The following is a 24,028-nucleotide window of genomic DNA, read 5'->3' on the forward strand; positions in this document are numbered from 1 at the left end:
TGCGCACCGCCAGCAAGCGCCGGATGATCCTGTCGGACGACGCCTAACCCGCAATGAACTGGTTGCGCACCAGCAATCCCTGCAGCCATGCAAGGTCGAGCGGTTTGAGCGTGCGTTCGTCGAATCCGCTGAAATCCGCGCGCCCTGCCTTCTCGTCCTCAGCGCCGTAGCCCGACACGGCCACCCCGAACACGCGCCCGCAACCGGGCAATGCGCGGATGCGCGACAGCACTTGGGCGCCGGACATCTTCGGCATGTTGAGATCGAGGAATACCACCGCCGGATGTTCACGCGCCGCGATGACCAGCGCCGACTCCCCGTCGTAGGCCGTGCTGACGCGCATGCCGAGCAAGCGCAACAGCTCCGACATGCTGTCTGCCGAATCGCGGTTGTCGTCGACAACGAGTGCGCGTTGCTCCATGCCCGATGCATCGACCTTGCCGGCCATGGACGCACCCGGCAGTTCGAAAGAAAAGACGCTGCCACGCCCCACCCCGTCGCTGGACGCACGGATCGTGCCGCCGTGCATTTCCACCAGCGAACGCGCAAGCGCAAGACCGATGCCCAGCCCGCCTTCGCGGCTGGTAGTGGCCTCCTCGCCCTGAGCGAACAACTCGAACAGACGTTCGGCGTCCTTCTGCGCGAAGCCCTCGCCGTCATCACGCACCTGAACCCGCAGCGTTTCACCCTCCACGCCGGCCTTCAGTTCGATGTGGCCGCCCGGGGGTGTGAACTTCGCCGCGTTGCCCAGCAGGTTCTGCAGTACCTGTGCAAGGCGCGTGGCGTCGGCGTTCACCTGGATTTCATCTTCCGGCATGTCGAGCACGAAAGTGTGCGAACGCGCCTCCATCGCCGGGCGGACGGTCTCCGCCGCGCGCGCGACGACGTCGCTGAACGAAATGCGATCGAGCCGCACGCGGATCTTCCCGCTGGTCAGGCGGCCGGCGTCCAGCAGGTCGTCCACCAGCCGTGTCATGTGGGTGAGCTGGCGGTCGATCATGTCGCGGCTGGAACGCAGCGACGGGCTGGGGGCTGCCTCCATCTGCAGGATGGACACCGCGTTGCGGATCGGCGCGAGCGGATTGCGCAGCTCGTGCGCGAGCATGGCCAGGAACTCGTTCATGCGCTGCGACGAATGCTCCAGCTCACGCAGGCGCAGCCGCTCCGTCATGTCGCGCGTGACCTTCGCGAAGCCCCGCAGCCCGCCGTCCGGACCGTGGATGGGCGTCATCACGATGTTGGCCCAGAACGCGGAGCCGTCCTTGCGCAGACGCCAGCCTTCTTCTTCGGTGCGGCCAAGGGTCAGCGCATCGGTGAGTTCCTGCTGCGGCAGGCCGCGCGCGATGTCTTCGTTCCGGAAGAACATGCCGTAGTGCCGGCCCACCACTTCCTCGGACCTGTAGCCCTTGATCAGTTCCGCGCCGCGGTTCCAGCTCTGGATGATGCCGGACGGGTCGAGCATGTAGATCGCATAGTCGCGCACGCCGTCGACCAGCAGCCGGAAGCGCTCCTCGCTCTCGCGCATGGCTTCCTCATGGAGGCGGCGCTCGGTGAGATCGCGCGTGACCTTGCCGAAACCGGTGAGCTCGCCCTGCGGCGTCTTCAGTGCGGTGATGAGCACGCTGGCCCAGAAGCGGCTGCCGTCCTTGCGCACGCGCCAGCCCTCCTCCTCGTAGCGGCCGATCTGCGCAGCGCGCTTGAGCTCTTCGTCCGGCCAGCGGATGAGGCGCGACTCCTCGGGATAGAAAAGCGAGAAATGCTGGCCGATGACTTCTTCGGCCGAATAGCCCTTGATGCGCTGCGCGCCCAGGTTCCACGAGCTCACGATGCCACCAGGGTCTAGCATGAAGATGCCGTAGTCCTGCACGGCTTCGACGAGTGCACGGAAACGGTCGGGGGAATCATTCATTTGAGCTTCACCCCCTTCATCGCCGGGTCGGCAGGCGGATAGCGCAGCTTCAGCCCCACCAGCGCCTCCTTCATGGCGGTGGCAATCATCAGGTTGCGATGTGTCTTGGAATCGGCGGGCACGATGGTCCAAGGCGCCCACGGCGTGCCCGTTGCGGCGACGGCGTCGCGGTAAGCGGACTGGTAGGCCTTCCAGTGCTTGCGCGTCTCGATGTCCCCACCTTCGAACTTCCACATCTTCGTCGGGTCGTCCAGCCGCGCCTGCAAGCGCTTGCGCTGTTCGTCCTTCGAGATCAGCAGCAGGAACTTCAGCACCAGCGTGCCGTTCCCGGTGAGCATGCGCTCGAAGTCGTTGATCTGCGCATAGCGCTGCAGCTTCTGCTCTTTCGTGATCTGCCCGTTGACCACGGGCACGAGCACGTCCTCGTACTGGCTGCGATTGAAGATGACGATCTCGCCATCGCCCGGCACCTGCTGGTGGATGCGCCAGAGATAGTCGTGCGCGCGCTCATGAAGCGTCGGGGCTTTCCAGCCGATGGTGCGCACGCCCAGCGCGCTCATCTGCCCGAACACGCCGCGGATCGTCCCGTCCTTGCCCGAGGTGTCGGTCCCCTGCAGGATCACCAGCACCTTGAAGCGGCGGTCCGCCCAGAGCAGGTCCTGCAGACCGTCGAGATCCTTCGCGAGCGACTCGACCATCGCCTTGTCGGCCACCTTGTCGCCGCTGGAGAACGGTGTCGCGCCCGGGTCGATGGCGTAGAGGTCGAACGGTTTCGCGCGTTTGTCGAGTGCGGTGCGATGCTGGAAACCCGCGAGACCGGGAGCTGATTTCGTTGCCATGTGCGAAGCGCCAATGAATGGTGTGGCCCCCAGTCTAAGCGCCCGAAGATGGCGTCGCAGCCTGGGTATAACCTCGGGAAAAGCCAAAGGAGACAACATGCACCCGTTTTCCCCCAGACACCCGCTGCTCCCCAGCCGCATCCACGCACTCGGCGCGTCGGTCGGCGTGGCTGCCGCCCTTGCCCTTTCAGGCTGCGCGAGCCCGCCACCGGCACCATCCTCGCAGCGGCCCTCCGCCACGCTGCCCGCCACCGCCGAAGCGGCTCCGCAGGCCACCACCTGCCCCAAGGGCCTGCCCGACAACACACGCTGCCTCTCCGGCAAGGACTCGGCCGGCGCGTTCTACATGATCGCCATCCCGCCGAACTGGCAAGGCACGCTGGTGATGCATTCGCACGGCGGTCCTGCGCTGGGCGCCGCGACCATGGCGCGCGTGCTGGAAGACATCGACCGCTGGAACATCACGGTACGCGCGGGCTATGCGTGGGCCGGCTCCAGCTTCCGCCAGGGTGGTGTCGCGGTACGCGCCGCCGCCGAAGACACCGAGCGCCTGCGCCGCATCTTCGTGCAGCATGTGGCAAAGCCGGAGTTCACGTTGCTGCATGGCCAGTCGTGGGGCGCGAGCGTGGCTGCCGTCGGCGCGTCGATGTTCACGGACGACGGCACGGGCCGCAAGCCGTACGACGCCGTGCTGCTCACAAGCGGCGTACTGGCCGGTGGCACGAAGGCCTACGACTTCCGGCTCGACTTGCGGGTGATCTATCAGCACCTTTGTGGCAACCACCCGAAAGCCGACGAGGGGCAGTATCCCCTCTGGATGGGCCTGCCCGCCGGCGCGAAACTCACGCAGGCGGAGCTGCGCGCACGCACCGACGAATGCCTCGGCCTCGGCAAACCCGCAGCCCAGCGCACGCCTTCGCAGCAACGCAAGCTCGACACCATCACCCGAACCCTGAAGATCCCCCAGAACCAGGTGCAGTCGCACCTGAACTGGGCCACCTGGCATTTCCAGGACATCGCGCAGAATCGCACCGGCGGGCGCAACGTCTTCGGCAACATCGGCGCGCAGTACAGGGGATCCGACGACGATGCCACGCTCAACCGCAGCGCGCTGCGCTATGCCGCAGAGCCGCAGGCCGTCGCAGCCTTCGGCGCGGACACCGACCCCGACGGCCGCATTCCCGTGCCCGTCCTCACCGTGCACGGCATCCACGACCCGACCGCGTTCGTCGAAATGGAAGACACCTTCCGCCGCACCATGGAACGCGCGGGCACGGCCGGCCATCTGGTGCAGACCTTCACCGACGATGGCACGCACAGCTACCTGCACGACCCGATCTACGTCACGCTGTTTGCCACTGTCATCGATTGGGCGCGCGACGGAACTAAGCCGACGCCGGCCGCGATCGCGCAACGCTGCCCCGCCGCCGAGGCGGCATTCGGAAAGGGCTGCAAGTTCCTGCCGGACTTCCAGCCGAAGCCGTTGGACACGCGGGTGACGCCGCGGTCATGAAAGCCGCCTGAACAGCGCTCAGGCCCTCAGCAATTCCGCCATCCGCGACGCTGCGGGCGTGAGCGGCCGGGCCTTGAGATGCAGCAGGAACAGCGGACGCGACAACGGCTGCTGGGCCGCGAAATTCACTTGCCTCAAGGTGCCGAGCGCCAGCAGTTCGGCCACCACCGTGCGCGGCAGCATCGCGACGCCCACCCCACTGGCGACGGTGCGCGCAATGGCGGCGTTGCTGGCGAGTTCCATCCAGGGCCGCGCCTGGATGCCGTTGGCCTTGCACAGCGCCTCGGTCGCCTGGCGCGTGCCGGAGCCCGGCTCCCGCATGATCCACGGCTGCGCGCTCAGCATGTCTGCCTTGGCGCGCTTCATCGCCAGTTCGGACGTCGGCGGTGCCACGATGACCAGCGGATCGTCCTTCCACTTCACCGCGTCGATGCGGTCGTCATCCACCTGCCCCTCCACCAGCGCGAGGTCGATGTGGCACTCGGTGAGCTCGTCGCACACCCATTGCGTGTTGCCCACCACCAGCCGCAGCGTGACCGCCGGATGCTGCGTGCTGAACGTCGCCAGGAACGGCGGCAGCAGATGCCCGGCAATGGTGGTGCTGGCCCCGATGGTGAGGTTGCCGCGCTGCACGCCCACGCGCGCCCGCACGTCCTCCATGGCCGTGCGCTCCATCGCGAAGATGCTGCGCGCATGCGTGAGCAATGCCGCGCCGCCCTCGGTGAGCCGGATGCCGGTCTCGCCTTTCATGCGGCTGCTGCTCGCGCGTCCGCGCTCGATCAGGATGAGCCCGAGCTGGTGCTCGAGCTCGCGCACGCCTTTGGACACCGCCGGCTGGCTGATATGCAGCAACTGCGCTGCGCGCGAAAAGCTGCCCGCTTCGGCCACGGAAGCAAAAAGCCGCAACAGGTGGAGGTTCAGTGCCATAACCAAATATTATTGACGCGTGAATTTTATATCTTTGACTCACAGTTGACGCATGCCTAGTCTCGGCGCATGGCACCCCCTTCGACCCCTTCGGCCGCCTCGTCCCCGGTCACTCCCCCGGTCCCCACAAGCCGTTCGATGCCCCGATTGCCGGGGGTTTTGGTGGCGGCCTTCATTGCTGCCGCCGCCATGCTCGGCAGCCTGTGGGCGCCGGCCCGGCAGGCCGGACTCGGCGCGCTGACGCTGGCCATGTTCGCCGGCCTGGCGATCGCGAATCTTCCCGGTCAGCCCATCGCAAGCACAGGCCGGGCCAGATCGGGGCTGGACTTCTGCGGCGGTACGCTCCTGCGCGCCGGCATCGTGCTCTATGGCTTGCGCGTTTCGTTCCAGGACATCGCTGCGGTCGGACTGACGGGCGCGCTGATCGCCGTCGCCGTGGTCGGCATGGTGTTCGGCGCCGCGATGTACATCGGCCCGCGATGGCTCGGGCTCGACCGGCGCACGTGCGCCCTCATCGGCGCGGGCAGCGCCATCTGCGGTGCGGCCGCCGTGATGGCCACGCAGCCGGTGGTGCGCGGTGAATCACGCGACGCTTCGGTCGCGGTGGCGACGGTGGTGGGTTTCGGCACGCTGTCGATGCTGGCGTTTCCGCTGGCCTTTCCCCTGCTGGGAATGCCGGAACACGCGTTCGGTCTCTACCTCGGGTCCACCGTGCACGAGGTGGCGCAGGTGGTCGCGGCAGGCGAGGCGATCAGCCCGGCCGTGGCGCAGATCGCGGTCATCGAGAAGATGCTGCGCGTGATGTTGCTCGCGCCGTTCCTTTTTTTCCTGTCTTATGGATTCCCCGCTGCTGCCAGTGCAACCGGCGAGGCGACGCCGCGTCCGGCGCTGGCCAACGTGCCGTGGTTTGCCGTGCTGTTCATCGTCGTTGCCGGCATCAACTCCCTGCGCCTGGTGCCACCGCACATCACGGCAGCGCTGCTTCATGTCGACACGTTCATCCTCGGCATGGCGATGGCGGCGATCGGCATGAAGACCCGCCTCGTCACGGTGCTGCAGGCCGGCCCGCGCCCGCACGTGCTGGCGGGCGCGTTGTTCACGCTGCTCTTGCTGGGCGGCTACGCCATCAACCGCATCGTGCCGTTGCTGCTCATTCCATCTTGATGCCCAGTTGCTTGACGGTCCGCGCCCAGAACACGGTTTCCTTCGCCACGCGCGCCTGGATTTCCGAAGGCGACGACGCCGTTGCCACCATGCCCTGCGTCTTGAGCAGTTCGCCGAACTCGGCGGTGCGCACGATGGCCTGCGTTTCCTTCGCGAGGCGGTCGACGATCGCGGCCGGCGTGGCCGAAGGCACATACAGCGCGATCCAGTAGCCGGGCGGCGTCACGCCCGCAAAGCCGGCTTCTGCCATCGTGGGCACGTCGGGCATCAGGTTGTTGCGCTTTTCGCTGGCGGTCGCAAGCACGCGGACCTTGCCCGCCTTCAGGTGAACAGCGGCAAGGCTCGCCGGGATGAATGCAAAGCTGTAACGTCCCGACAGCAGTTCGGCCATGGCTGCGCCAGAGCCGCGCACGGGGATGTGCTGCGCATCGAAACGCGCCTCTTTCTTGTAGAGCTCGGACACGATGTGGCTCGTGAAGCCGGCACCCGAAGAAACGTAGTTGGCCTTCGACGGGTCGGCCTGCATCTGCTGCGCAAGCTGCTTCGCATCACGCGCAGGGGCATCGGCGAGCACGGTGAGCACGACATCGCCACCGTCTGCCAGCACGGCCACGGGCATCAGGTCTTTCGTGGCGTCGTAGCTCACGTTGGGCATCAGCGCGGGAATGGTGGTGACAGGCCCGTCGACGGCCAGCAGCACCGAGCGACCGTCGGGTGTGGAGCGCACCACCGAAGCGACGCCGATCGTGCCGTTGCCGCCGCCGCGGTTGTCGACCACCACGTTCTGTCCCAGGGACGTCTTGAGCTTTTCGGAAAGCACGCGCGCGAATGCATCGCTCGGGCCGCCGGGCGCGGCGGGCACCACGAGCGACGTGGTACCGCCCGGCGCGAGCTGGGCGAATGCTGGCGCGACGGCCAGGGCGAGCGATGCAAAGATCGTCAGGTATTTCATGCTGGAGTCCTCGGTGAGTTGGAAAGATAGACGTCGCGCGAATAGGCCGGGCTCTCTTCGCCGCGCAGGAGCAGGACGCCGCTGGCGCGCAGGCAGGGCTGGCCGGCCCCGTCTTCGAGCGTCATCTGCGAGAAGACGTGGCCGCCCGTCACGCGCAGCACCTCGGCCGTGCCCTGCACCCACGCGCCCTCATCGACACGGCGCAGGAAGTCGCAGCTGACGCTGACGGTGGGCAGGAAGCGCGAGAGACCTGCGTTGAAGTTGGACGACACGGTGAGGATCACATCGACCAGCGACAGCAACATGCCGCCGTGCGCACTGCCCGAGGAATTGCAGTGGCGCGGCTCGATGCGCAGACCGATGAGCAGGCGATCTTCGATGCGCCTTGCGTGGAAAGGGCCGATCGACGCCAGGTACCCGCTGGGTGGCAGCGCGAGAGGCAGGAAACCCCCGGGCGCTTGCGAATGCGATGGTGCGTGCGCTGACGACGGTGATCGCGCTGGTGTCTGGCTATTCATGATCACCCGGTGTACAAACCCGCATGGAATTTTTCTTCGACTTCGTCTCGCCCTATGCCTACTTCGCGTCCACACAGATCGATCCGCTCGGCGAACGTTTCGGCAGGAAGGTCGCATGGAAGCCGCTGCTCGTCGGCGTCACCGTCACGAAGGTGATGGGTCTGAAGCCCCTGCCGCAGACGCCCCTGAAGTCCGACTACATCGCGCACGACAAGCCGCGCATGGCGAAGCTGCTCGGCATTCCTTTCCGGCAGCCGGACATGACGGGCGTGAGCTCTGTGGCCGCGTTGCGTGCCTATATGGCGCTCGACGCGCAGAGCCCGTCGATGGCCAGGGCCTTCGCGCACGAAATCTTCCGGCGCCTGTGGGTCGAGAACCTCGGCATCGACAGCGAGGACGCCATCTCGCAAGCCTGCGACGCCATCGGCACCGGCGCGCCGCTGCGCACGGTGGCTGTGGCCGCCATGACATCCGACGAAGGCCGGCATGCATTGAAGACCGCGGTCGACGAAGCCATCGCCCGGGGCGTGTTCGGCACGCCGTTCTTCATCGTCGACGGCGAACCCATCTGGGGCGTGGACCGGTTGTGGATGGTGGAACATTGGCTCAGGCACCGTTCGTGGGAGCCGCAACCGGCTGTATGAGCGCGATGCGCCTCAGCTCGCCCTTGGCCACCTTGTTGATGCCTGCCAGCGGCAGGCGGTCGATGACGCGGAACTCGCGCGGCACCTTGAACTTCGCAAGGCGTTCGGCGCAAAGCTTCTGCGCCGCCTCGATGACGGGACCGGACTCCATGCCCGTGTAGTGCAGCACCACGAACGCCACACCGACCTCGCCCATCACCAGATCGGGCCGGCCCACCACAGCAACGTCGGACACACCGGGAACCTGCCGGATGAGGCGCTCCACTTCCGCCGGCGAAACGCCCTCGCCGCCTGTCTTGATCACGTCCCTGGAGCGTTCGATGAACTGCACCGAGCCGTCGTTGTGCACGCGGACGCGGTCGCCGGTGCGGAACCAGCCGTCGTCGGTGAACGCCGCGTCGTCGGCGGACGGGTTGCGGTAGTAGCCGCTGAAGATGGTCTTGCCGCGGATGCCCTTGACCTCCAGCTCACCGGCATCGCCCGCACCCAGGCTGTCGCGCCCGGTTCCGGCGATGCGCAAGGCATACCCTTCGGCCGCAGCGCCGATGGAGCCTGCGGTCTGTGCGCGCCCCACCTTGCCGACGATGCCCGGCGCCACCATTTCCGTCATGCCCCACCAGCCCACGATGGGCACGCGGAAGTAGGCCTCGTACTCGGGCAGCCAGGTGGAGTTGCACCACAGCCGGAAGTGGTGGAAATCGGGCACCGGCAGGCGCGCCAGCGCTGCCGTGCTGAACTGCACATGCGCCGCGAAGGTCGCCTTTGTCTTCAGCGCGACACGCCAGAAGTGCGTGCCGGAAAAGCGGGGCAACAGCACGATGCGCGCTCCCGCATACAGCGCAGGCAGCAGCGTCCACGCCAGCCCGACGATGTGATAGAGCGGCACGAACAGCAGCGCCACGTCCGCCGCGGTGAGCGTGCTGATGCGGCTGCCGCTGCTCGCCGCCCAGGCCACGTTCTCGCGTGACCAGATCACGGCCTTGGGCCGCGAGGTCGTGCCGGAGGTGAAGAGCATGAAGGCAGGCGCGGCCGGGTCCACCGAAGCGGCGGGCAAGCCGGGTACGTTGCCCGCCCGGTCGCCCTCCGCCTCGAGCACGTCGCTCATGGGCAGGCTCCACGGGATGCCGAGCTTTTCGGGATCGGGCCGCGCCGCGAGTCCGTCCTGCCAGATGAGGCCGCTCGCCCCGAGATGGCCTGCAAAGTAGGCGAGCTCGTCAGCCGTGGATTTGGGATTGATCAGCGCGGAAGTGGCCCCGAGCCAGGCGCAGGCGAACCACGCGATCACAAGCTCCGGGCAATTGTTCGCATAGAGCATGACCTTGTCGCCCTGCCGAACGCCCATGCGGTCCATGCGTGCAGCGAGCGACTGCACGTCGGCCAGCAGCCCGGCACGCGTCCATTCGCGACCCTCGCCGTCCAGCGGCTCCCAGACCAGCTGGGTTTCATGGGGCTTTTCGGCGGCTCTTCGCTGCAGCAGGTCGACGACGTCTTGCATGGGTCTGGAATGGAAGTTCTCGATGCATTGTCAAAACTGGGCCGTCCGCTCTCCAATTCCATTTAGTGCCGCGTGCATAACCTGAACTCATGCAGATGGCGCGCGACCCCACCGTCAGAACGTCGGCGATCTCAGGCTGGACCAGTCCTTCTTCATGTCCTGCAGCACGTCGATGAACGCCTGGCCGATGCGCGACATCGGCTCGAACGTCGCGCGCAGCAGGTTCACCGGCGTGTCGACCGCGTTCTCGACGGGACGCACGACGACGCGCGTCCAGACCGGCGCGAGCGGCGTGATTTCGTCGATGAGCGCCACGCCGATGCCGGTCTGCACCATGGCGCACGCGATGTCGACCTGCTGCACTTCGACGGCCGGCCGTATGGTGAGCCCGGCGTCCGCGAAGAGCTGGCGCATGAACTGCCCGATCTGCGTATCGTGGCTGTAGCCGATGAATTTCTCTGCCGCCAGGTCTTCCAGCGAGACGACGTTGCGCGCCGTGAGCGGATGGTTGGCCGGCAAGGCCGCGACAAGGCGGTTGCCGTAGATCTGCGTGGCCTCGATGCTCGGGTGCGGGTCGGTCAGGAACACCAGCGCCAGATCCGCCTGTTGCGTGAGCAGCGCATTGATCAGCACATGCGGACGCATGGTGAACAGGCTCACCCGCACATCCGGGTACTTCGCCAGGAACCGCGCGATGGCGTGCGGAAGCAACCCCTGCCCCAGGCTCGGCACGCAGGCCAGACGCAGGTGCCCCATGCGGTGCTCGATGAGATCCTCGGCGACTTCATTGACCCGTTGCACGCCCTGATAGACCAGATTGACCTCGACGAACAGGCGCTTGGCTTCCGGCGTGGGGTACAGCCGGCCCTTGATGCGCTCGAACAATTTCAGCCCCAGCCGTTGTTCGGTGTACGACAGGAGCCGCGAGACGGCGGGTTGGGACACATTGAGCAGCCCGGCAGCGCGGCTGATGGAGCCTGTCTGCATGATGGCCCGGAACACCTCGATCTGCCGGAGGTTCAATCGCATGACTTTCTGGCTCCATCGATGAAATTTCAATAACCCGAAGTTAATGAATCAGCCATGCATTGGCAATCGAAGTCCGGCAACTTGCCTGAAATTGACCGGAATCAGCGCGGGATCATCGGCGGCGGACGAGCCGAGGCTGATTGCGGCCACACACTTAACGTCATGTTATGCACAGCAGACAAAGAAGCATGCGACATTGATGATTGAAGTTCGCAGAATTTCCTGAGCGCCGACACAACGCCGGCAGTCCAACCGAACCGCTCCAGGAGTGAATCTTGAACACGCCCTCACGCCGCTTTCTGCTCAACCTATGGGCCGCGCTGGCCATCTTTCCAACGGCCTCATTGCTTGCCGTGGCGCAGGACTTTCCCGCTCGCCCGATCCGTGTCGTCGTGCCGTATCCACCGGGCGGTGCGGCAGACAAGCTCGCACGGGATGTGGCGGCCGACCTGCAGAAACGCGTCAACCAGCCGGTGTATGTGGAAAACCGGCAAGGTGCCGCAGGCAACATCGGCTTCGATGCAGTCGCGCGCATGCCGGCCGACGGCTACACGCTGCTGATGGCCCCCGCCTCCAACCTCACGGTGCAGTCCGTGCTGTTCAAGAAGCTCAGCTACGACCTCGACAAGGACTTCGCACCCGTTTCCGTGCTGCTGCAGACGCCCCAGGTGCTCGTGGTGAACGCGGCCCTACCCGTCAACAACGTGAAGGAGCTCGTCCAATACGCAAGGAAGAATCCCGGCAAGACCAATTTCGGCGCGATCACCGGCGCCTACCAGCATCTGGCAGGCGAGATGCTCAAGACGCAGACCGGTGCCGACTTCGAGCCGGTGGCCTACCAGGGGCCGGCACCCGCGCTCAACGACCTGCTCGGCGGGCAGACCCAGTTCATGTTCACTGAAATGATGAATGTGCTGCCGCACGTGTCGTCGGGCAAGCTGCGGCCGATCGCGGTCACCTCGCGCACCCGCACGCCCTGGATGCCGCAGGTGCCCACGATGTCGGAGCTCGGCTTCACGGACTTCGAGGTGTCGACCTGGTATTCGTTCGTCATCCACAGCGGAACGCCGAAGCCTGCCGTCGACTATCTCTCGCGGGAAATCCGGGCTGTGCTCGCTGCGCCGGATTTCCGCAAGCGGTACGAGGACGTGGGCGCCTTCACTGTCGGCTCGACACCCGAGGAAATGCAGGACTTCGTGCGCAAGGAATCCGTGCGCTGGCAGGCCGTGGTCAAGCGTGTCGGCATCCAGCCCAACTGAGCACGGAAAAAGGAAGCCCGCATGTTCATCGACACCGCCAGGAATGACCATGGCCTGCCGTTCAACCCGTTCAAGTCCTGTGTCGTGCCGCGGCCCATCGGCTGGATCACGACGCTGGCGGACGACGGCCGCGTCAACCTCGCGCCCTTCTCGCAGTTCAATATCGTCGGCTTCGACCCCGGCTACGTGATGTTCTCTGCCAACCGGCATCCGCCCGACTGGCGGCGCAAGGACTCCAGCGACAACGCCGAACGCCGGGGCGAGTTCGTCTACAACATGGCCACATGGGATTTGCGCCAGCAGGTGACGCGCAGCTCGCAGATCTATGACCCGAAGATCAGCGAGCTCGATGCCGTCGGCCTCACGGCCGCGCCGTGCCGACTCGTGAAGACGCCGCGCGTGGCCGAATCCCCCGTCTCGTTCGAGTGCGTCCATCACTCCACCATCTGCCTGCCCGGCGACAGCCTGGGCACGCAGCACTACGTGATCTTCGGCAAGGTGGTCGGCATCCACATCGCGGACCATGTACTCAAGGACGGCAAGGTCGACGTTGCGGCCATCAGGCCGCTCGCGCGACTGGGCTATGCCGACTACACCTACGTCGACAAGGTGTTTCCGATCGAACTCGAAGACGACTGGGCAGGCCAGGAAGAGGCTGCCGGGCACAACCGCTACGGGCTCGTCGGGGGACGCTGACCGGTACGCCTGCGCCACAGCGCGCGCAGCATCAATGCGACGACGAGCAGGTTCACGACGATCGCCCCGACACCCAGCCATGAAGGCTTGCGGGCCAGTTCGAGGACTTCGAAGGGCAGATAGATCGCCCCGCTGCCCGCCGCCAGAACTTCGGCCCAGGCTGCACCGGTGAAAAGCCCGTACGACTCGACGAAGCGCAACGATGCATAGGCGACGGCGCCGAGTGCGATCAGCCAGAGATGCCCGCTCTGCGCATGTTCGGCAGCCGCAATGAAGATGCCGGGGTATTTCGCCGCCGGGTTGAGATGCGCGTGCTCGACGAGGCGCACTGCCAGTGAATGCAGATCACGGTGCGCGAGCGCCAGCAACCCCGATGCAGCGCACACGGCGACGATGCCCTTGAAGGCTTCAAAGGCCGCAACGGTGCGGACGGCAGCGGACGAGCGGTCGACGTGCAATGGCATGCCCCGATGCTATTCTTTCCGGAACGACATCTCCGCACCTGAAGGAAACCGCCATGCTCCAACTGCGCCCCGGCTGCGAATGCTGCGACAAGGACCTGCCGCCCGGCTCGGCAGACGCGCGCATCTGCTCTTTCGAATGCACGTTCTGCAGCAATTGCGCAGACGAACGCCTGAAGGGCATCTGCCCGAACTGCGGTGGCGAGCTGGTGGCGCGGCCGCGCCGGCCGGCGAACAAGCTCGCCAACAACCCGCCATCCACCGAACGGGTCTTCAAGCCCGAAGGCTGCGCAGCCTGAAGTACAGGTCGACCAACGTCAGAAGCCGACGTTCAGCAGCATCTGCGGACCGCGGAACTTGTACTTCACCTCGCCTTCCCAGTCGGGTTGCGTGGTGCTCAGGCGGTAGTCGTTCAGGCGGTAGCCCACGCCCAGCGCCATGTTGCGGGTGATGCGGTAAAGCAGGTTCAACTGCGCGTTGACCAGCGTGCCTTTCTTGTCGTCGTGGTTCAGCGAGAACACGTCGACGCGGCCGGCCAGCATCCAGTTGGGCGCGAACGCGTAGGTCGAGTAAAGGCCCAGGGTCGGCAACGCAACGTTCTCGGTACGCTCCTCACGGGCGGATGCGGTGCCGACACCACCGATCGTGCCCGCGCCTTCCAGGATGAAGTTGAAGTCGGTGTAGTGGATGCCCGCGACCACGCCGAGTTCGGAATCGGGTGTGCGGAAGAGCGAATAGCCACCGCTCAGGCGGTAAACCGTCGAATTGAATTCGCTGGCGAGCGATGCCGACACCGGATATGACGCGTCGCCGAAGTCGATGGTGTCGGTCAGTGAGCGCGTGGTGCGACGGTTCAGCTTGAAGTATTCGAACTCCAGACGCCAGCGATCGCCCAGGCGCGCGCCCAGCAGCAGCGAGCCGACGGTGCTGTTGTCCTTGAGGCCGAGATCATTCTCGCCATCGATGGTGGTACCGAATGCACCGCTGGGGCTGTTGGCGCGGATGGTGGAGTCGATCTTCGGGCGGAACACACCGAGTTCGAGCCAGAGGTTCTGATCGAGATTGCCTTCGGGCACCTGCGCCATGGCCGCAGCGCCGGAAGCCGCAAGCGTGAGGGAAAACGCCGCGCGCACAGCAATGCGCTGCAGGGAACTGCGGTCAGCGAAAAGAGTCGTGAACATGGCGGATACATCCTGTGTGAAACTGCAACGTCTGCATGTTTTCACCACACGCGCCGCGGGTTCGTCAGGCGGCCACGCAATCAGCCGTGGGACACGTCCGACATCGACGTGTTTCTCGCGCCATCACAGCATCGGGCGTAGTTCACGCGCCGCGTCCAGCATCAGCGGCAGCAAGTCCCGCCGCATATCGTCCAGGCTGCGCTTGCCCGGTGAAGCCACCACGTTGAGTGCCGCCACGGTCTCGCCACGCATGCTGCGCAAGGGCACGGCCAGCGCGTGCACACCGAGTTCGTGTTCCTCGGCCGCGGCGCACCAGTCCTGCGCTCTTACCTGCTCGATGAGCGTGCGGAAATCCCGCGGGTCTGTCACGGTGCGCGGTGTAAGGCGCGGCAGCTGCCGGCCTTTGAGCCATTGCGTGAAGTCCTTTTTCGTCTTGCCCGCAAGCAGCACGCGCCCCGTCGATGTGGCGTGGGCCGGCAGCCGCGCGCCCAGATGCAGGCCGTAGGCCAGAACGCGCGTGGTGCCGCTGCGCGCCACGATCACGCCCTCGTCCCCGTCGAGCACGACGGCCGAGAACGGCTCCTGCGTCAGCGCAGCCAGCCGGTTGAGCGCGGGCTGCACGATGCGCGGCAGACGCGCGGAAGCGAGGTAGCTTCCAGAAAAGCGCAGCACCTTGGGCGAAAGCCAGAAGTGGCTGCCGTCGGTTTCCAGATAGCCCAGATGCGCCAGCGTGAGCAGATGGCGCCGCGCCGCCGCGCGCGTGATGCCGGCGCGCTGCGCGGCCAGCGTGGCGTTGAGGCGCTGGCGTTCGGTGTCGAAACTTTCGAGCACGGCCATGCCCTTGGCCATGCCTTCGATGAAGTCAGCTTTCGCGATGGGAAGCATGGATGGATTTCCACAGGAATCATCTGCGCGATGATCGCGCAAGGTGCGCAATGATCGCACAACGGCTCGCCCACCCTCTGGAAATTGACTTCCATCAGTCCTAACCTTGGCGCTGAACCGCACGCCCCAGGCATCCCAGGAGACATCCCATGCGCACCCAGGTCGCCATCATCGGCGCAGGCCCTTCCGGCCTGCTGCTCGGCCAACTGCTTCACAAGGCCGGCATCGACAACATCATCCTCGAGCGCCAGACTGGCGACTACGTGCTCGGCCGCATCCGCGCAGGCATCCTCGAACAGACAACCGTCGACCTGTTGCATGAAGCCGGCGTCGGCCATCGCGTCGATGCGGAAGGCATCGTGCACCATGCGATCGAACTCGTGTTCGAGGGCAAGCGCCATCCCATCCACGTGCACGACCTCACCGGCGGCAAGGTGGTCACCGCTTACGGCCAGACCGAACTCACGCGCGACCTCATGGAAGCACGCGAAGCGGCCGGCCTGCCCACGGTCTATGAAGCCGCCAACGTGACCCTGCACGATTTCGACAGCCAGTCGCCGCGCGTTCGCTACGAGAAGGACGGCCAGACGCACGAAATCGCCTGCGATTTCATCGCAGGCTGCGACGGGTTCCACGGCGTGTCGCGCGAAACCGTGAAGGACAAGGTCACCGAATACGAGAAGGTCTACCCCTTCGGCTGGCTGGGTGTGCTGGCGGACGTGCCGCCGGTGTCCCCGCATGCCATCGTCTACGGCAACAGTGCACGCGGCTTCTCGCTGTGCTCCATGCGCAGCCTGACGCGCAGCCGCTATTACGTGCAGGTCCCGCTGGACGACAAGGTCGAGGCCTGGAGCGACGAGCGCTTCTGGGACGAACTGCGCCGCCGCGTGGACCCGGATCTCGCTGCGCGCATCGTCACCGGGCCGACCATCGAGAAGAGCATTGCGCCGCTGCGCAGCTTCGTCGCGGAGCCCCTGCGCTTCGGGCGGCTTTTCCTCGCGGGCGACGCGGGCCACATCGTGCCGCCAACGGGCGCGAAGGGTCTGAACCTGGCGGCCAGCGACGTGAAGTTCCTCTCCACCGCACTGATCGAGTTCTACAAGGACAAGATCGAAGCCGGCATCGACACCTACTCGGACCGCGTGCTCAAGCGCATCTGGAAGGCCGAGCGTTTCTCATGGTGGATGACCAGCCTGATGCACCGCTTTCCGGATTCGGGCGAAATCGGCCAGCGACTGCAGGAAGCCGAGCTCGACTATCTGGTGAATTCCGTCGCGGCCTCCACGACCCTGGCCGAGAACTACGTGGGCCTGCCGTTCGACTTCGGAGAGTGAATTCCTGCAAACTCCCCTTCGGGTGAGCCCTGCACCGGGCGCCATCGTTTCCAGGTAAGCCCCGTCCCCTAAACTGCGCGGATGAAAACCCCGCGCATCCTCCAAGGCGTCCGTATCCTGAGCCTTGCGCTCAATTTGCCCGGCCCGGCCGCGCTCATGCGCTGCCGCGCCATGGGCGCCAGTTGCACCAAGCTTGAACCGCCGTCGGGCGATCCGATGGGCCTGTACAGCCCCACGGCCTACGGCGTGATGCACGAGGGCGTGAAGGTCCGCACGGCCGACCTCAAGACCGAAGCTGGCCAGAAGACGCTGCACGCGCTACTTGCGAAGACCGATGTGCTCATCACGTCGTTCCGCCCCTCCGCGCTCGGGAAGCTGCAGCTTGGATGGAAGGCGTTGCACAAGCAGTACCCGGCACTCAGCCAGGTTGCCATCGTCGGTGCGCCCGGCGAACGGGCCGAAGAACCGGGCCACGATCTCACGTACCTCGCCGACAACGGCCTAATCACCGGCCTGGACCTGCCCGCCACGCTGTACGCCGACATGGGCGGCTCACTCATGGCCAGCGAAGCCGTGCTGCAAGCCGTGCTGAACCAGCGCGCGCGCGGCAAGGGCGTGTTCCTCGAGGTGACGCTCAGCACGGCCGCGGGTTATGCCGCCCTGCCTCGCCAATGGGGCCTCACCCTGCCCTCGGGCTCCGTGGGCGGTGCACACGCCGGCTATCGCGTGTACCCCTGCAAGGATGGTCGCGTTGCCGTGGCCGCGCTGGAGCCGCACTTCGCACGCTCGCTCTGCGAAGCTGCGGGCATCGCGATCGTGGATGAACGCCAGCTCATGTCCAGCAAGGCCACACACCAGACCGTGGCTGCGTTCCTGGCCACGCGCACGCGCAAACAGCTGGACAAGCTGTCCGTGGAGAAAGACATTCCGCTGCATACGCTGGCGAATTGAGTGCTGCACTGTTTGAATGGCGCCCACTCAAGGCTTCTTGCGCGCCTTGAATTTCCCGGACTGCTCGACGATGCGCGCATTGAGCACGCCCAGTTCCTTTTCGATGGCTCGCGTCCGTGCCATATCCACCGGAACAGGCCGGCCGTTGACCACGACAGACGGCATCGCGAGCATCTCGTGCAGCAGTGTGACGAAACGGGCGAAGTCCGCAGAGAACTGCGCAAAGGGGTGACCTGCCGGCATGGTGGCGCCATCGAGCAGGCGAAGCACCTCATGCATGCGCGGCGCGTGGACCGTGCGGCTGCGTTCGTCCATCTGCAGTTCGCTCAAGGTGCCGGCTTTCACGCTCTTGCTGTCGTCTTCCACACCTTTCCACACCGCGCCGAATTCACGCGTTGCGGCTTCGAGGCGCTTGCCCGCAACCAGCGCTGCATGCAGGTCATAGGGCGCCTTCGGGGACAGCGTCGTCCCCGCGAAGGCCACGACGGCGACCATGGCGATCGCCAGCGCGCTGCGCAGGCTCGCGAGCTGCCGGAACCGATCCGCGTTGGCCCGCACGGGGAGCAGCGCCGCAATCGCCACACCGGCCACGAGTCCGCCGACATGCGCAGCGTTGTCGACGCCCGGCGTCGCAAAGCCCTGCACCAGTGACAGGCCGACAAAGGGCAGAGCGCCCGCAATCGACTGCTTGCCGAAGGCGCGTGGCATCTGGCGGCTGTACACGAAAACGCCGACCATCAGCGCCCCCATGATGCCGAACACCGCGCCCGAAGCGCCCACGCCCACTGCATTCGACGCAACGAAATGCAGGCTCGCGACGCTTCCCAACAAACCGGAGCCGATATAGATCAGCAGGAACAACCAGTGTCCGTACATGCGTTCGAGCATGGACCCGATGGCGAGCAAGCCCACCATGTTGGTTGCCAGATGCATGAGATTCACATGGAGGAACGTGCAGGAGACGAGCCGCCACCAAACGCCCTTCTGCACTTCCGATGCAGCGTTACCGCCCCACGCGAACAGGACGTCCGGCGACAGGTTGCCCATCAGCTGGCCGGGTGCGGCGATCATCAGCCAGATGCCGATGTTGAGTACGGCCAGGACATACGTGACCCACGGATGGCGTGCGTTGGAAGCAAGGTGCTCCTGCAGCGCACGCTGCTCGCGGATGAGGTTCACGGGCTCGTCTTCAGCGGCAGTACGCTGCGCCCGCAAGAAATCATGAACGGCGTCCACCAGTCGTTCCTGGCTTTCCGAATCCAGCATGCCCAGCGGCAGGGAAACCCGCGCGCTGTTGCGTCCCGTCAGGAACGAACGCTTGTCCTGGCGGCCCGGTGCAGGCTTGAGCAGCAGTTCGAGGTGGTTGGAACCCTGAACGCTCCGTACCGACACGGATTCGATCTCCGACCACGCGAAACGCCTGGTCTTACCCGTGAAGTGCGGCGACTCGATGCCATTGCCATCCAGCACCGCCGCCAACTGATTGGTGGCGGCCAGTCGGCGTAGCAACACGAAGTCCAGCACGGCAATGACTACCAGTGGAACGGCGAGCGCAGTCAGGTTCCGCGTCAACGCAGCCGAGATGCCTACGCCGATGATTCCGCCCAGCCAGGCATACAGGCGTGCCTTGCGGATCGGGCTGTTGCCGGATGAACGGAACTCCAGGCGTCCCGATCCACTGTCGAAATCGTTGCTCATTAATCGTTGCTCATTGAAAGCTGCTCCCTGCCTCGTGCGTCCGATTCTAGGGGGCGATCGCAGAGGAAGCGGCCCGATTCCTGCATTCCGGATCGCGAATTCCATGTGTGGCCTAATACGGGGTTGTAGTTTTTCACCATTGCCACACAGTCAACGGAGCATTTCATGGGCAACAAGATCGTCACCGAAGCAGACCGCAAGGCCACCAAGGCTCCCAAGGTCGCCAACGGCAACCCGTATCGTCAGGGCACCGGCCAGCGCAGCAGCCTGGAGCGCGGTCCCGCCACGCGCAGCAAGAAGAACCCGGGCAAGCGTCCCCACAAGGGCGGTTGAGCCGCGCGAGCAGACAACGGCAACTGCACAAAAAGAGAAGAAGCGGGCGCTGTCGCGCCCGCTTCTTTTTTTGTCACCCGAATCGGCTTCGTCGATGGCCCGGCACGCCCGAGGCAAGCGCGACACCCGGCACCACCAGCACGAGCGCAACCCAGGTGCTGGCAGTCATCGGTTCCGACAACAACCATGCCGCCCCCAGCGCGGTGAAGACAGGCACCAAGGCAGCGGACAGCGCAGCGCGTGTGGCGCCGAGGCGATCGACGGCCACGAGATAGATCACCAGCCCCAGCATCCCCGCCACCAGGCCCTGCATCACGCCCTGCAAGGCGATGTCCTGCCACGGCGCGGACTGCAAGCGCGGTAACCCGGCCACCAGCGCGACAGGCAACAGGCCGATGAACGACCAGCCGTTGACGAACGCGGCGCCCTGCCACGGCGAGAGGCCGCAGCGCCGGAATGCCAGCGAATGCGCGGCCCACAGCACGGCTGCCAGCAGGAACAGCAGATCGCCCCGCCACGCACCCGGCGTCGACGCCGGACCATTGATGCCGAAGGACACGATGCCTGCGCACAGCAAACCCAGTCCCACGAGCCGCAGCGCAGAAAGCTTCTCGCCCGACACGAGCCACGCGCCCAGCGCCGTGAAAAGCGGCAAGGCCCCCGCCATGAAGATGCCCATGTGCGCCGCCGGTGCCCATTGCGCACCGGCGAGCACGACCAGTCCGAACGGCAGCCCGCCCCCCGCTGCGACGATGAACAGCAGGCCGCGCGAAGCGCCTGTTGGCAGTTGCTGCGGAAACAACGCGCCACGCAGCGACAGGGGCAGCAACGCGAAAGTCGGCACGCCGTAGCGGAGCATCGCCACCTCCAGCGGGCCGAGCGAGGTGGTGACGCCATGGCGCGACGTGATCTGCCAGGCGCTGCCGATCAAAGCCGCAGCGAGCGCAGCCGCGATGCCGATCTGGAGGTCACGCGATGACGGAGGACTGGCATGGGTGTGGATGGCGGACATGCGCGCCACTGTGCCCGGCACGGCGCGCGCTGACTATCAGATTTGTGCGCAGCGTCCTGCTAGCGCGAAAGTCTGGCGCGGGCGCGCGATGGCGTCGTGCCGATCGCCTGCACAAACACCTGGCCGAAGTGGCTCTGGCCGCTGAAGCCGAGATCGTGCGAGAGCCCGGCGAGATCGCGTTCACCGTGCCGCAGGCGACGCATGGCCTCCGCAAGCCGGAGGCGCTGGCGGTACCCGTGCAGGCTGGTGCCGACCTGCCGGCGAAACACGCGAGCCAGATGAAAGGACGACACATGCGCAGCATCCGCCACGTCGTGCAGCGTCCAGCGCGCGAAATCCTGCACGCTGGCGCGTTGTGCCATGAAGCGGCGCGCGCGCAGCACGGCATGCGAAGCCGGCTCGTCACCTGGCGGATGCAAACGTTGGCCACACAACGGCACCGGCAGGTCATGCAACGCGTTGCCGTCCACGGCATCACCACGCGCCAGATCGCGCCAGAGACAATGCAGCCGCCAGACCGCCAGCGGTTGCAGGCACCAGCTGGTGGAGCTGCTGCGCTGTGCCTCGACGGCCTCTGTGGCGGGGGGATGCATCGCACTCACGACCACGCTCTCCTGCACACCTTCGCCGGGCTTCATGCGGTAAGGCAAGGCGCACGGCAGATGCATCGCCGTCGTACCATCCACGAGCAGGTTGCCATCCTCGGTCCGGAATTCGGTGCAACCGCCTTCGGGCAGCACCCAGCGCGATGTTTCTGCCTCGTAGCTTGCGCTCCAGCGGTCGGTCGGCAATCCGGACGTCACGCGTTCGATGCGCACCGTCGCGTCTTCATGCAACAGGGTGCGCTGTCTGGGCATGACGGCTCGGCGTGTTCAGCGCGGCCTGCGCACGGGGCGCGGCTGCGGCTTTCCGCCGGCTGCGCCTGGGCGGGGCGAGCCCGTCTCGCGGGGCGGCAGGCCCGTGTGCTGCGTGAGCAACTGGCCTCGCACCGGCGTCGAATTCTTGCGCCGCGCCGACTGGTAGCTGCCATCGGTGAGTGGCTGGTACGTCGGGATCAGATGGTGCTTGCCGTTGCCGATGAGGTCCGCGCGGCCCATGGCCTTGAGCGCGTCGCGCAGCAGCGGCCAGTTGTTCGGATCGTGATAGCGCAGGAAGGCCTTGTGCAGACGACGGCGCTTCTCGCCGCGCACGATGTCCACCGGTTCGCTGTCGCGCGCGATCTTGCGCAGCGGGTTGCGGCCGCTGTGGTACATCGCCGTGGCCGTGGCCATGGGGCTGGGGTAGAAGGTCTGTACCTGGTCGGCGCGGAAGCCGTTCTTCTTGAGCCAGATGGCGAGGTTCATCATGTCCTCGTCGCTGGTGCCCGGATGCGCCGCGATGAAGTACGGGATGAGGTACTGCTTCTTGCCCACTTCGGCGCTGAACTTCTCGAACATCTGCTTGAAGCGGTCGTAGCTGCCGATGCCGGGCTTCATCATCTTCGTGAGCGGGCCCTGCTCGGTGTGCTCGGGCGCGATCTTGAGATAGCCGCCGACGTGGTGCTGCACGAGCTCCTTCACGTATTCGGGGCTCTTCACCGCGAGGTCGTAGCGCAGTCCGGAGCCGATGAGGATCTTCTTGATGCCCTTGAGCGCGCGCGCCCGGCGGTAGATCTTGATGAGCGGGCCGTGGTCGGTGTGCAGGTTCTGGCAGATGCCGGGGAACACGCAGCTCGGCTTGCGGCAGGCGGCCTCGATCTCGGGGCTCTTGCAGCCGATGCGGTACATGTTGGCCGTGGGACCGCCGAGGTCCGAGATGACGCCGGTGAAGCCGCTCACCTTGTCGCGGATGTCCTCCACCTCGCGGATGATCGAATCTTCGCTGCGGCTCTGGATGATGCGGCCTTCGTGCTCGGTGATGCTGCAGAAGGTGCAGCCGCCGAAGCAGCCGCGCATGATGTTCACGCTGAAGCGGATCATTTCCCACGCGGGAATCTTCGTCGCGCCGTCGTGGCTGCCGTTCTCGTCGGCATAGGCCGGGTGCGGGCTGCGCGCATACGGCAGTCCGAAGACGTAGTCCATTTCCGCCGTGGTCAGCGGGATGGGGGGCGGGTTGATCCACACGTCGCGTGCCGTCGCGCCTTCGCCGTGCGCCTGCACCAGCGCGCGCGCATTGCCGGGGTTGGTTTCGAGATGCAGCACGCGGTTGGCATGGGCATAGAGCACGGCGTCGGACTTGACCTGCTCGTAGCTCGGCAGGCGGATCACCGACTTGTCGCGCGGCGGCACCTTGAGCTTGACACGCGGGTTGGCCACGAAGCTGATCGGCTGGATGGCCGGGTTGGCCTCGGAGGCCGCATCGCCGCCCTCTTCCTTCGCACAGGTTTCGCCTTGCGAGCGCGCCTGCTCGCTGGTCGTCATGTACGGGTTGACGTGCGCCTCGACGCGGCCGGGCGTGTCCACGCTCGTCGAATCGATCTCGAACCAGCCCTGCGACGATTCGTCGTCCGTGCGGCGCACGAAGGCGGTGCCGCGCACGTCGGTGATCTTCTCCACCGGCTCGCGTGCGGCCAGTCGGTGCGCGATTTCGACGATGGCGCGCTCGGCGTTGCCGTACAGCAGCAGGTCGCACTTGGCATCCACCACCACCGAGCGGCGCACTTTGTCGGACCAGTAGTCGTAATGTGCAATGCGACGCAACGAGCCTTCGATGCCGCCGAGCACGATGGGCACTTCCGGAAAAGCCTCACGGCAACGCTGGCTGTAGACGATGGCCGCGCGGTCGGGCCGCTTGCCAGCCACGTCGCCGGGCGTGTAGGCGTCGTCGCTGCGCGTCTTGCGGTCCGCCGTGTAGCGGTTGATCATCGAATCCATGTTGCCGGACGTCACGCCCCAGAACAGGTTGGGCTTGCCCAGCAGTCGGAACGGTTCGGCGCTCTGCCAGTCGGGCTGCGCGATGATGCCCACGCGGAAACCCTGCGCCTCCAGCGTTCGCCCGATCACCGCCATGCCGAAGCTGGGGTGGTCGACATAGGCGTCGCCGGTGACGAGCACGATGTCGCAACTGTCCCAGCCGAGCTTGTCCATCTCCGCCCGGCTCATGGGCAGCATGGGCGCGGTGCCGAAGCGCGAGGCCCAGTACTTTCGGTAGCTGGTGATCGGCTTCGCGGCGCGCGCGAAGAAAGAGACGTCGACTGGGGCGTTCATCGGGGTTTGGGGTAACCCGCGATTTTAAGGTTTTAGCCGTCTG

General features: G+C 65.9%; 23 protein-coding genes. 9 read left to right on the top strand and 14 right to left on the bottom strand.

Translation table 11 applies throughout. The features are described 5' to 3' along the window. Window positions 1-43: 43 nt before the first annotated feature. On the bottom strand, window positions 44-1,909 hold the full coding sequence (locus ACO2Q9_RS19155) for a PAS domain-containing hybrid sensor histidine kinase/response regulator (RefSeq protein WP_423313708.1): 1,866 nt from the start codon (window positions 1,907-1,909) through the stop codon (window positions 44-46). After that, complete coding sequence (locus ACO2Q9_RS19160) at window positions 1,906-2,748, bottom strand: PPK2 family polyphosphate kinase (RefSeq protein ID WP_423313710.1); 843 nt, start codon at window positions 2,746-2,748, stop codon at window positions 1,906-1,908. Before ACO2Q9_RS19160 ends, ACO2Q9_RS19155 begins: the two co-directional genes overlap by 4 nt. Before the next feature lie 97 nt (window positions 2,749-2,845). Here ACO2Q9_RS19160 and ACO2Q9_RS19165 point away from each other — a divergent pair, with 97 nt between their 5' ends. Further along, window positions 2,846-4,261 (top strand): hypothetical protein, encoded by a 1,416-nt coding sequence (locus ACO2Q9_RS19165; protein ID WP_423313712.1) that lies wholly within the window; start codon window positions 2,846-2,848, stop codon window positions 4,259-4,261. Window positions 4,262-4,279: 18 nt separating this feature from the next. Here ACO2Q9_RS19165 and ACO2Q9_RS19170 read toward each other — a convergent pair whose 3' ends face one another. Next, complete coding sequence (locus tag ACO2Q9_RS19170) at window positions 4,280-5,188, bottom strand: LysR substrate-binding domain-containing protein (protein ID WP_423313714.1); 909 nt, start codon at window positions 5,186-5,188, stop codon at window positions 4,280-4,282. Window positions 5,189-5,326: 138 nt separating this feature from the next. Between ACO2Q9_RS19170 and ACO2Q9_RS19175 the strand changes: the two genes are divergently transcribed. After that, complete coding sequence (locus ACO2Q9_RS19175) at window positions 5,327-6,352, top strand: YeiH family protein (RefSeq protein ID WP_423313716.1); 1,026 nt, start codon at window positions 5,327-5,329, stop codon at window positions 6,350-6,352. Here the strand turns inward: ACO2Q9_RS19175 and ACO2Q9_RS19180 are convergent. Both ACO2Q9_RS19180 and ACO2Q9_RS19185 read right to left on the bottom strand, forming a co-directional pair. Further along, entirely contained in the window at window positions 6,339-7,304 is a 966-nt protein-coding gene (locus tag ACO2Q9_RS19180) for a Bug family tripartite tricarboxylate transporter substrate binding protein (protein WP_423313718.1), read from the bottom strand. The two genes, ACO2Q9_RS19175 and ACO2Q9_RS19180, sit on opposite strands and share 14 nt — an antisense overlap. Beyond that, window positions 7,301-7,822: a PaaI family thioesterase gene (locus ACO2Q9_RS19185; protein ID WP_423313720.1), complete on the bottom strand. Its 522-nt coding sequence runs from the start codon at window positions 7,820-7,822 to the stop codon at window positions 7,301-7,303. The genes ACO2Q9_RS19180 and ACO2Q9_RS19185 overlap by 4 nt, the downstream gene beginning before the upstream one ends. 23 nt (window positions 7,823-7,845) lie before the next feature. On the opposite strand from ACO2Q9_RS19185, the gene ACO2Q9_RS19190 reads away from it, so the two are divergent. Continuing rightward, a complete protein-coding gene (locus ACO2Q9_RS19190; protein WP_423313721.1) occupies window positions 7,846-8,466 on the top strand; it encodes a 2-hydroxychromene-2-carboxylate isomerase in 621 nt (206 codons plus the stop codon). Here the strand turns inward: ACO2Q9_RS19190 and ACO2Q9_RS19195 are convergent. Together ACO2Q9_RS19195 and ACO2Q9_RS19200 are read right to left on the bottom strand one after the other, a co-directional pair. Next, window positions 8,429-9,961: a class I adenylate-forming enzyme family protein gene (locus ACO2Q9_RS19195; protein WP_423313723.1), complete on the bottom strand. Its 1,533-nt coding sequence runs from the start codon at window positions 9,959-9,961 to the stop codon at window positions 8,429-8,431. The genes ACO2Q9_RS19190 and ACO2Q9_RS19195 overlap by 38 nt on opposite strands. 114 nt (window positions 9,962-10,075) lie before the next feature. Beyond that, window positions 10,076-10,990, bottom strand: a complete 915-nt coding sequence (locus tag ACO2Q9_RS19200; RefSeq protein WP_423313725.1) for a LysR substrate-binding domain-containing protein — start codon at window positions 10,988-10,990, stop codon at window positions 10,076-10,078. A 275-nt stretch (window positions 10,991-11,265) separates the two neighbouring features. Between ACO2Q9_RS19200 and ACO2Q9_RS19205 the strand changes: the two genes are divergently transcribed. Both ACO2Q9_RS19205 and ACO2Q9_RS19210 read left to right on the top strand, forming a co-directional pair. Then, window positions 11,266-12,249 (top strand): Bug family tripartite tricarboxylate transporter substrate binding protein, encoded by a 984-nt coding sequence (locus ACO2Q9_RS19205; protein WP_423313727.1) that lies wholly within the window; start codon window positions 11,266-11,268, stop codon window positions 12,247-12,249. Window positions 12,250-12,270: 21 nt separating this feature from the next. Further along, window positions 12,271-12,945: a flavin reductase family protein gene (locus tag ACO2Q9_RS19210; protein WP_423313729.1), complete on the top strand. Its 675-nt coding sequence runs from the start codon at window positions 12,271-12,273 to the stop codon at window positions 12,943-12,945. Here the strand turns inward: ACO2Q9_RS19210 and ACO2Q9_RS19215 are convergent. Next, the gene (locus ACO2Q9_RS19215) at window positions 12,921-13,409 is read right to left on the bottom strand and encodes a DUF2127 domain-containing protein (RefSeq protein ID WP_423313731.1); all 489 of its coding nucleotides are present in this window, start codon (window positions 13,407-13,409) and stop codon (window positions 12,921-12,923) included. The genes ACO2Q9_RS19210 and ACO2Q9_RS19215 overlap by 25 nt on opposite strands. 53 nt (window positions 13,410-13,462) lie before the next feature. On the opposite strand from ACO2Q9_RS19215, the gene ACO2Q9_RS19220 reads away from it, so the two are divergent. Continuing rightward, the gene (locus ACO2Q9_RS19220; RefSeq protein WP_423313732.1) at window positions 13,463-13,705 is read left to right on the top strand and encodes a DUF1272 domain-containing protein; all 243 of its coding nucleotides are present in this window, start codon (window positions 13,463-13,465) and stop codon (window positions 13,703-13,705) included. Window positions 13,706-13,723: 18 nt separating this feature from the next. Here the strand turns inward: ACO2Q9_RS19220 and ACO2Q9_RS19225 are convergent, their stop codons facing one another. Further along, complete coding sequence (locus ACO2Q9_RS19225) at window positions 13,724-14,587, bottom strand: hypothetical protein (RefSeq protein WP_423313734.1); 864 nt, start codon at window positions 14,585-14,587, stop codon at window positions 13,724-13,726. Window positions 14,588-14,710: 123 nt separating this feature from the next. Then, on the bottom strand, window positions 14,711-15,472 hold the full coding sequence (locus ACO2Q9_RS19230; RefSeq protein ID WP_423313736.1) for an IclR family transcriptional regulator domain-containing protein: 762 nt from the start codon (window positions 15,470-15,472) through the stop codon (window positions 14,711-14,713). 149 nt (window positions 15,473-15,621) lie between these two features. Between ACO2Q9_RS19230 and pobA the strand changes: the two genes are divergently transcribed. Together pobA and ACO2Q9_RS19240 are read left to right on the top strand one after the other, a co-directional pair. Then, window positions 15,622-16,806 carry a 4-hydroxybenzoate 3-monooxygenase gene (gene pobA, locus ACO2Q9_RS19235; protein WP_423313738.1) on the top strand — a complete coding sequence of 395 codons (1,185 nt, stop codon included), beginning with the start codon at window positions 15,622-15,624 and terminating at the stop codon, window positions 16,804-16,806. A gap of 81 nt (window positions 16,807-16,887) precedes the next feature. Then, the gene (locus tag ACO2Q9_RS19240) at window positions 16,888-17,757 is read left to right on the top strand and encodes a CoA transferase (protein WP_423313740.1); all 870 of its coding nucleotides are present in this window, start codon (window positions 16,888-16,890) and stop codon (window positions 17,755-17,757) included. A gap of 27 nt (window positions 17,758-17,784) precedes the next feature. Here the strand turns inward: ACO2Q9_RS19240 and ACO2Q9_RS19245 are convergent, their stop codons facing one another. Further along, entirely contained in the window at window positions 17,785-19,455 is a 1,671-nt protein-coding gene (locus ACO2Q9_RS19245; protein WP_423313742.1) for a rhomboid family intramembrane serine protease, read from the bottom strand. Window positions 19,456-19,620: 165 nt separating this feature from the next. On the opposite strand from ACO2Q9_RS19245, the gene ACO2Q9_RS19250 reads away from it, so the two are divergent. After that, window positions 19,621-19,788 (top strand): hypothetical protein, encoded by a 168-nt coding sequence (locus ACO2Q9_RS19250; RefSeq protein WP_423313743.1) that lies wholly within the window; start codon window positions 19,621-19,623, stop codon window positions 19,786-19,788. Window positions 19,789-19,861: 73 nt separating this feature from the next. Here ACO2Q9_RS19250 and ACO2Q9_RS19255 read toward each other — a convergent pair whose 3' ends face one another. The 3 genes from ACO2Q9_RS19255 to ACO2Q9_RS19265 are packed head-to-tail and all read right to left on the bottom strand — an operon-like array spanning window position 19,862 to window position 23,985. After that, entirely contained in the window at window positions 19,862-20,800 is a 939-nt protein-coding gene (locus ACO2Q9_RS19255) for a DMT family transporter (protein ID WP_423313745.1), read from the bottom strand. Window positions 20,801-20,859: 59 nt separating this feature from the next. Beyond that, window positions 20,860-21,657, bottom strand: coding sequence for a helix-turn-helix transcriptional regulator (locus ACO2Q9_RS19260; protein WP_423313746.1), 798 nt, complete (start codon window positions 21,655-21,657; stop codon window positions 20,860-20,862). A gap of 15 nt (window positions 21,658-21,672) precedes the next feature. Further along, window positions 21,673-23,985 carry a YgiQ family radical SAM protein gene (locus ACO2Q9_RS19265; protein ID WP_423313748.1) on the bottom strand — a complete coding sequence of 771 codons (2,313 nt, stop codon included), beginning with the start codon at window positions 23,983-23,985 and terminating at the stop codon, window positions 21,673-21,675. Window positions 23,986-24,028 lie beyond the last annotated feature (43 nt).

This window comes from Variovorax sp. VNK109, from assembly GCF_049445855.1.
GTDB lineage: Bacteria > Pseudomonadota > Gammaproteobacteria > Burkholderiales > Burkholderiaceae_C > JAGOCV01.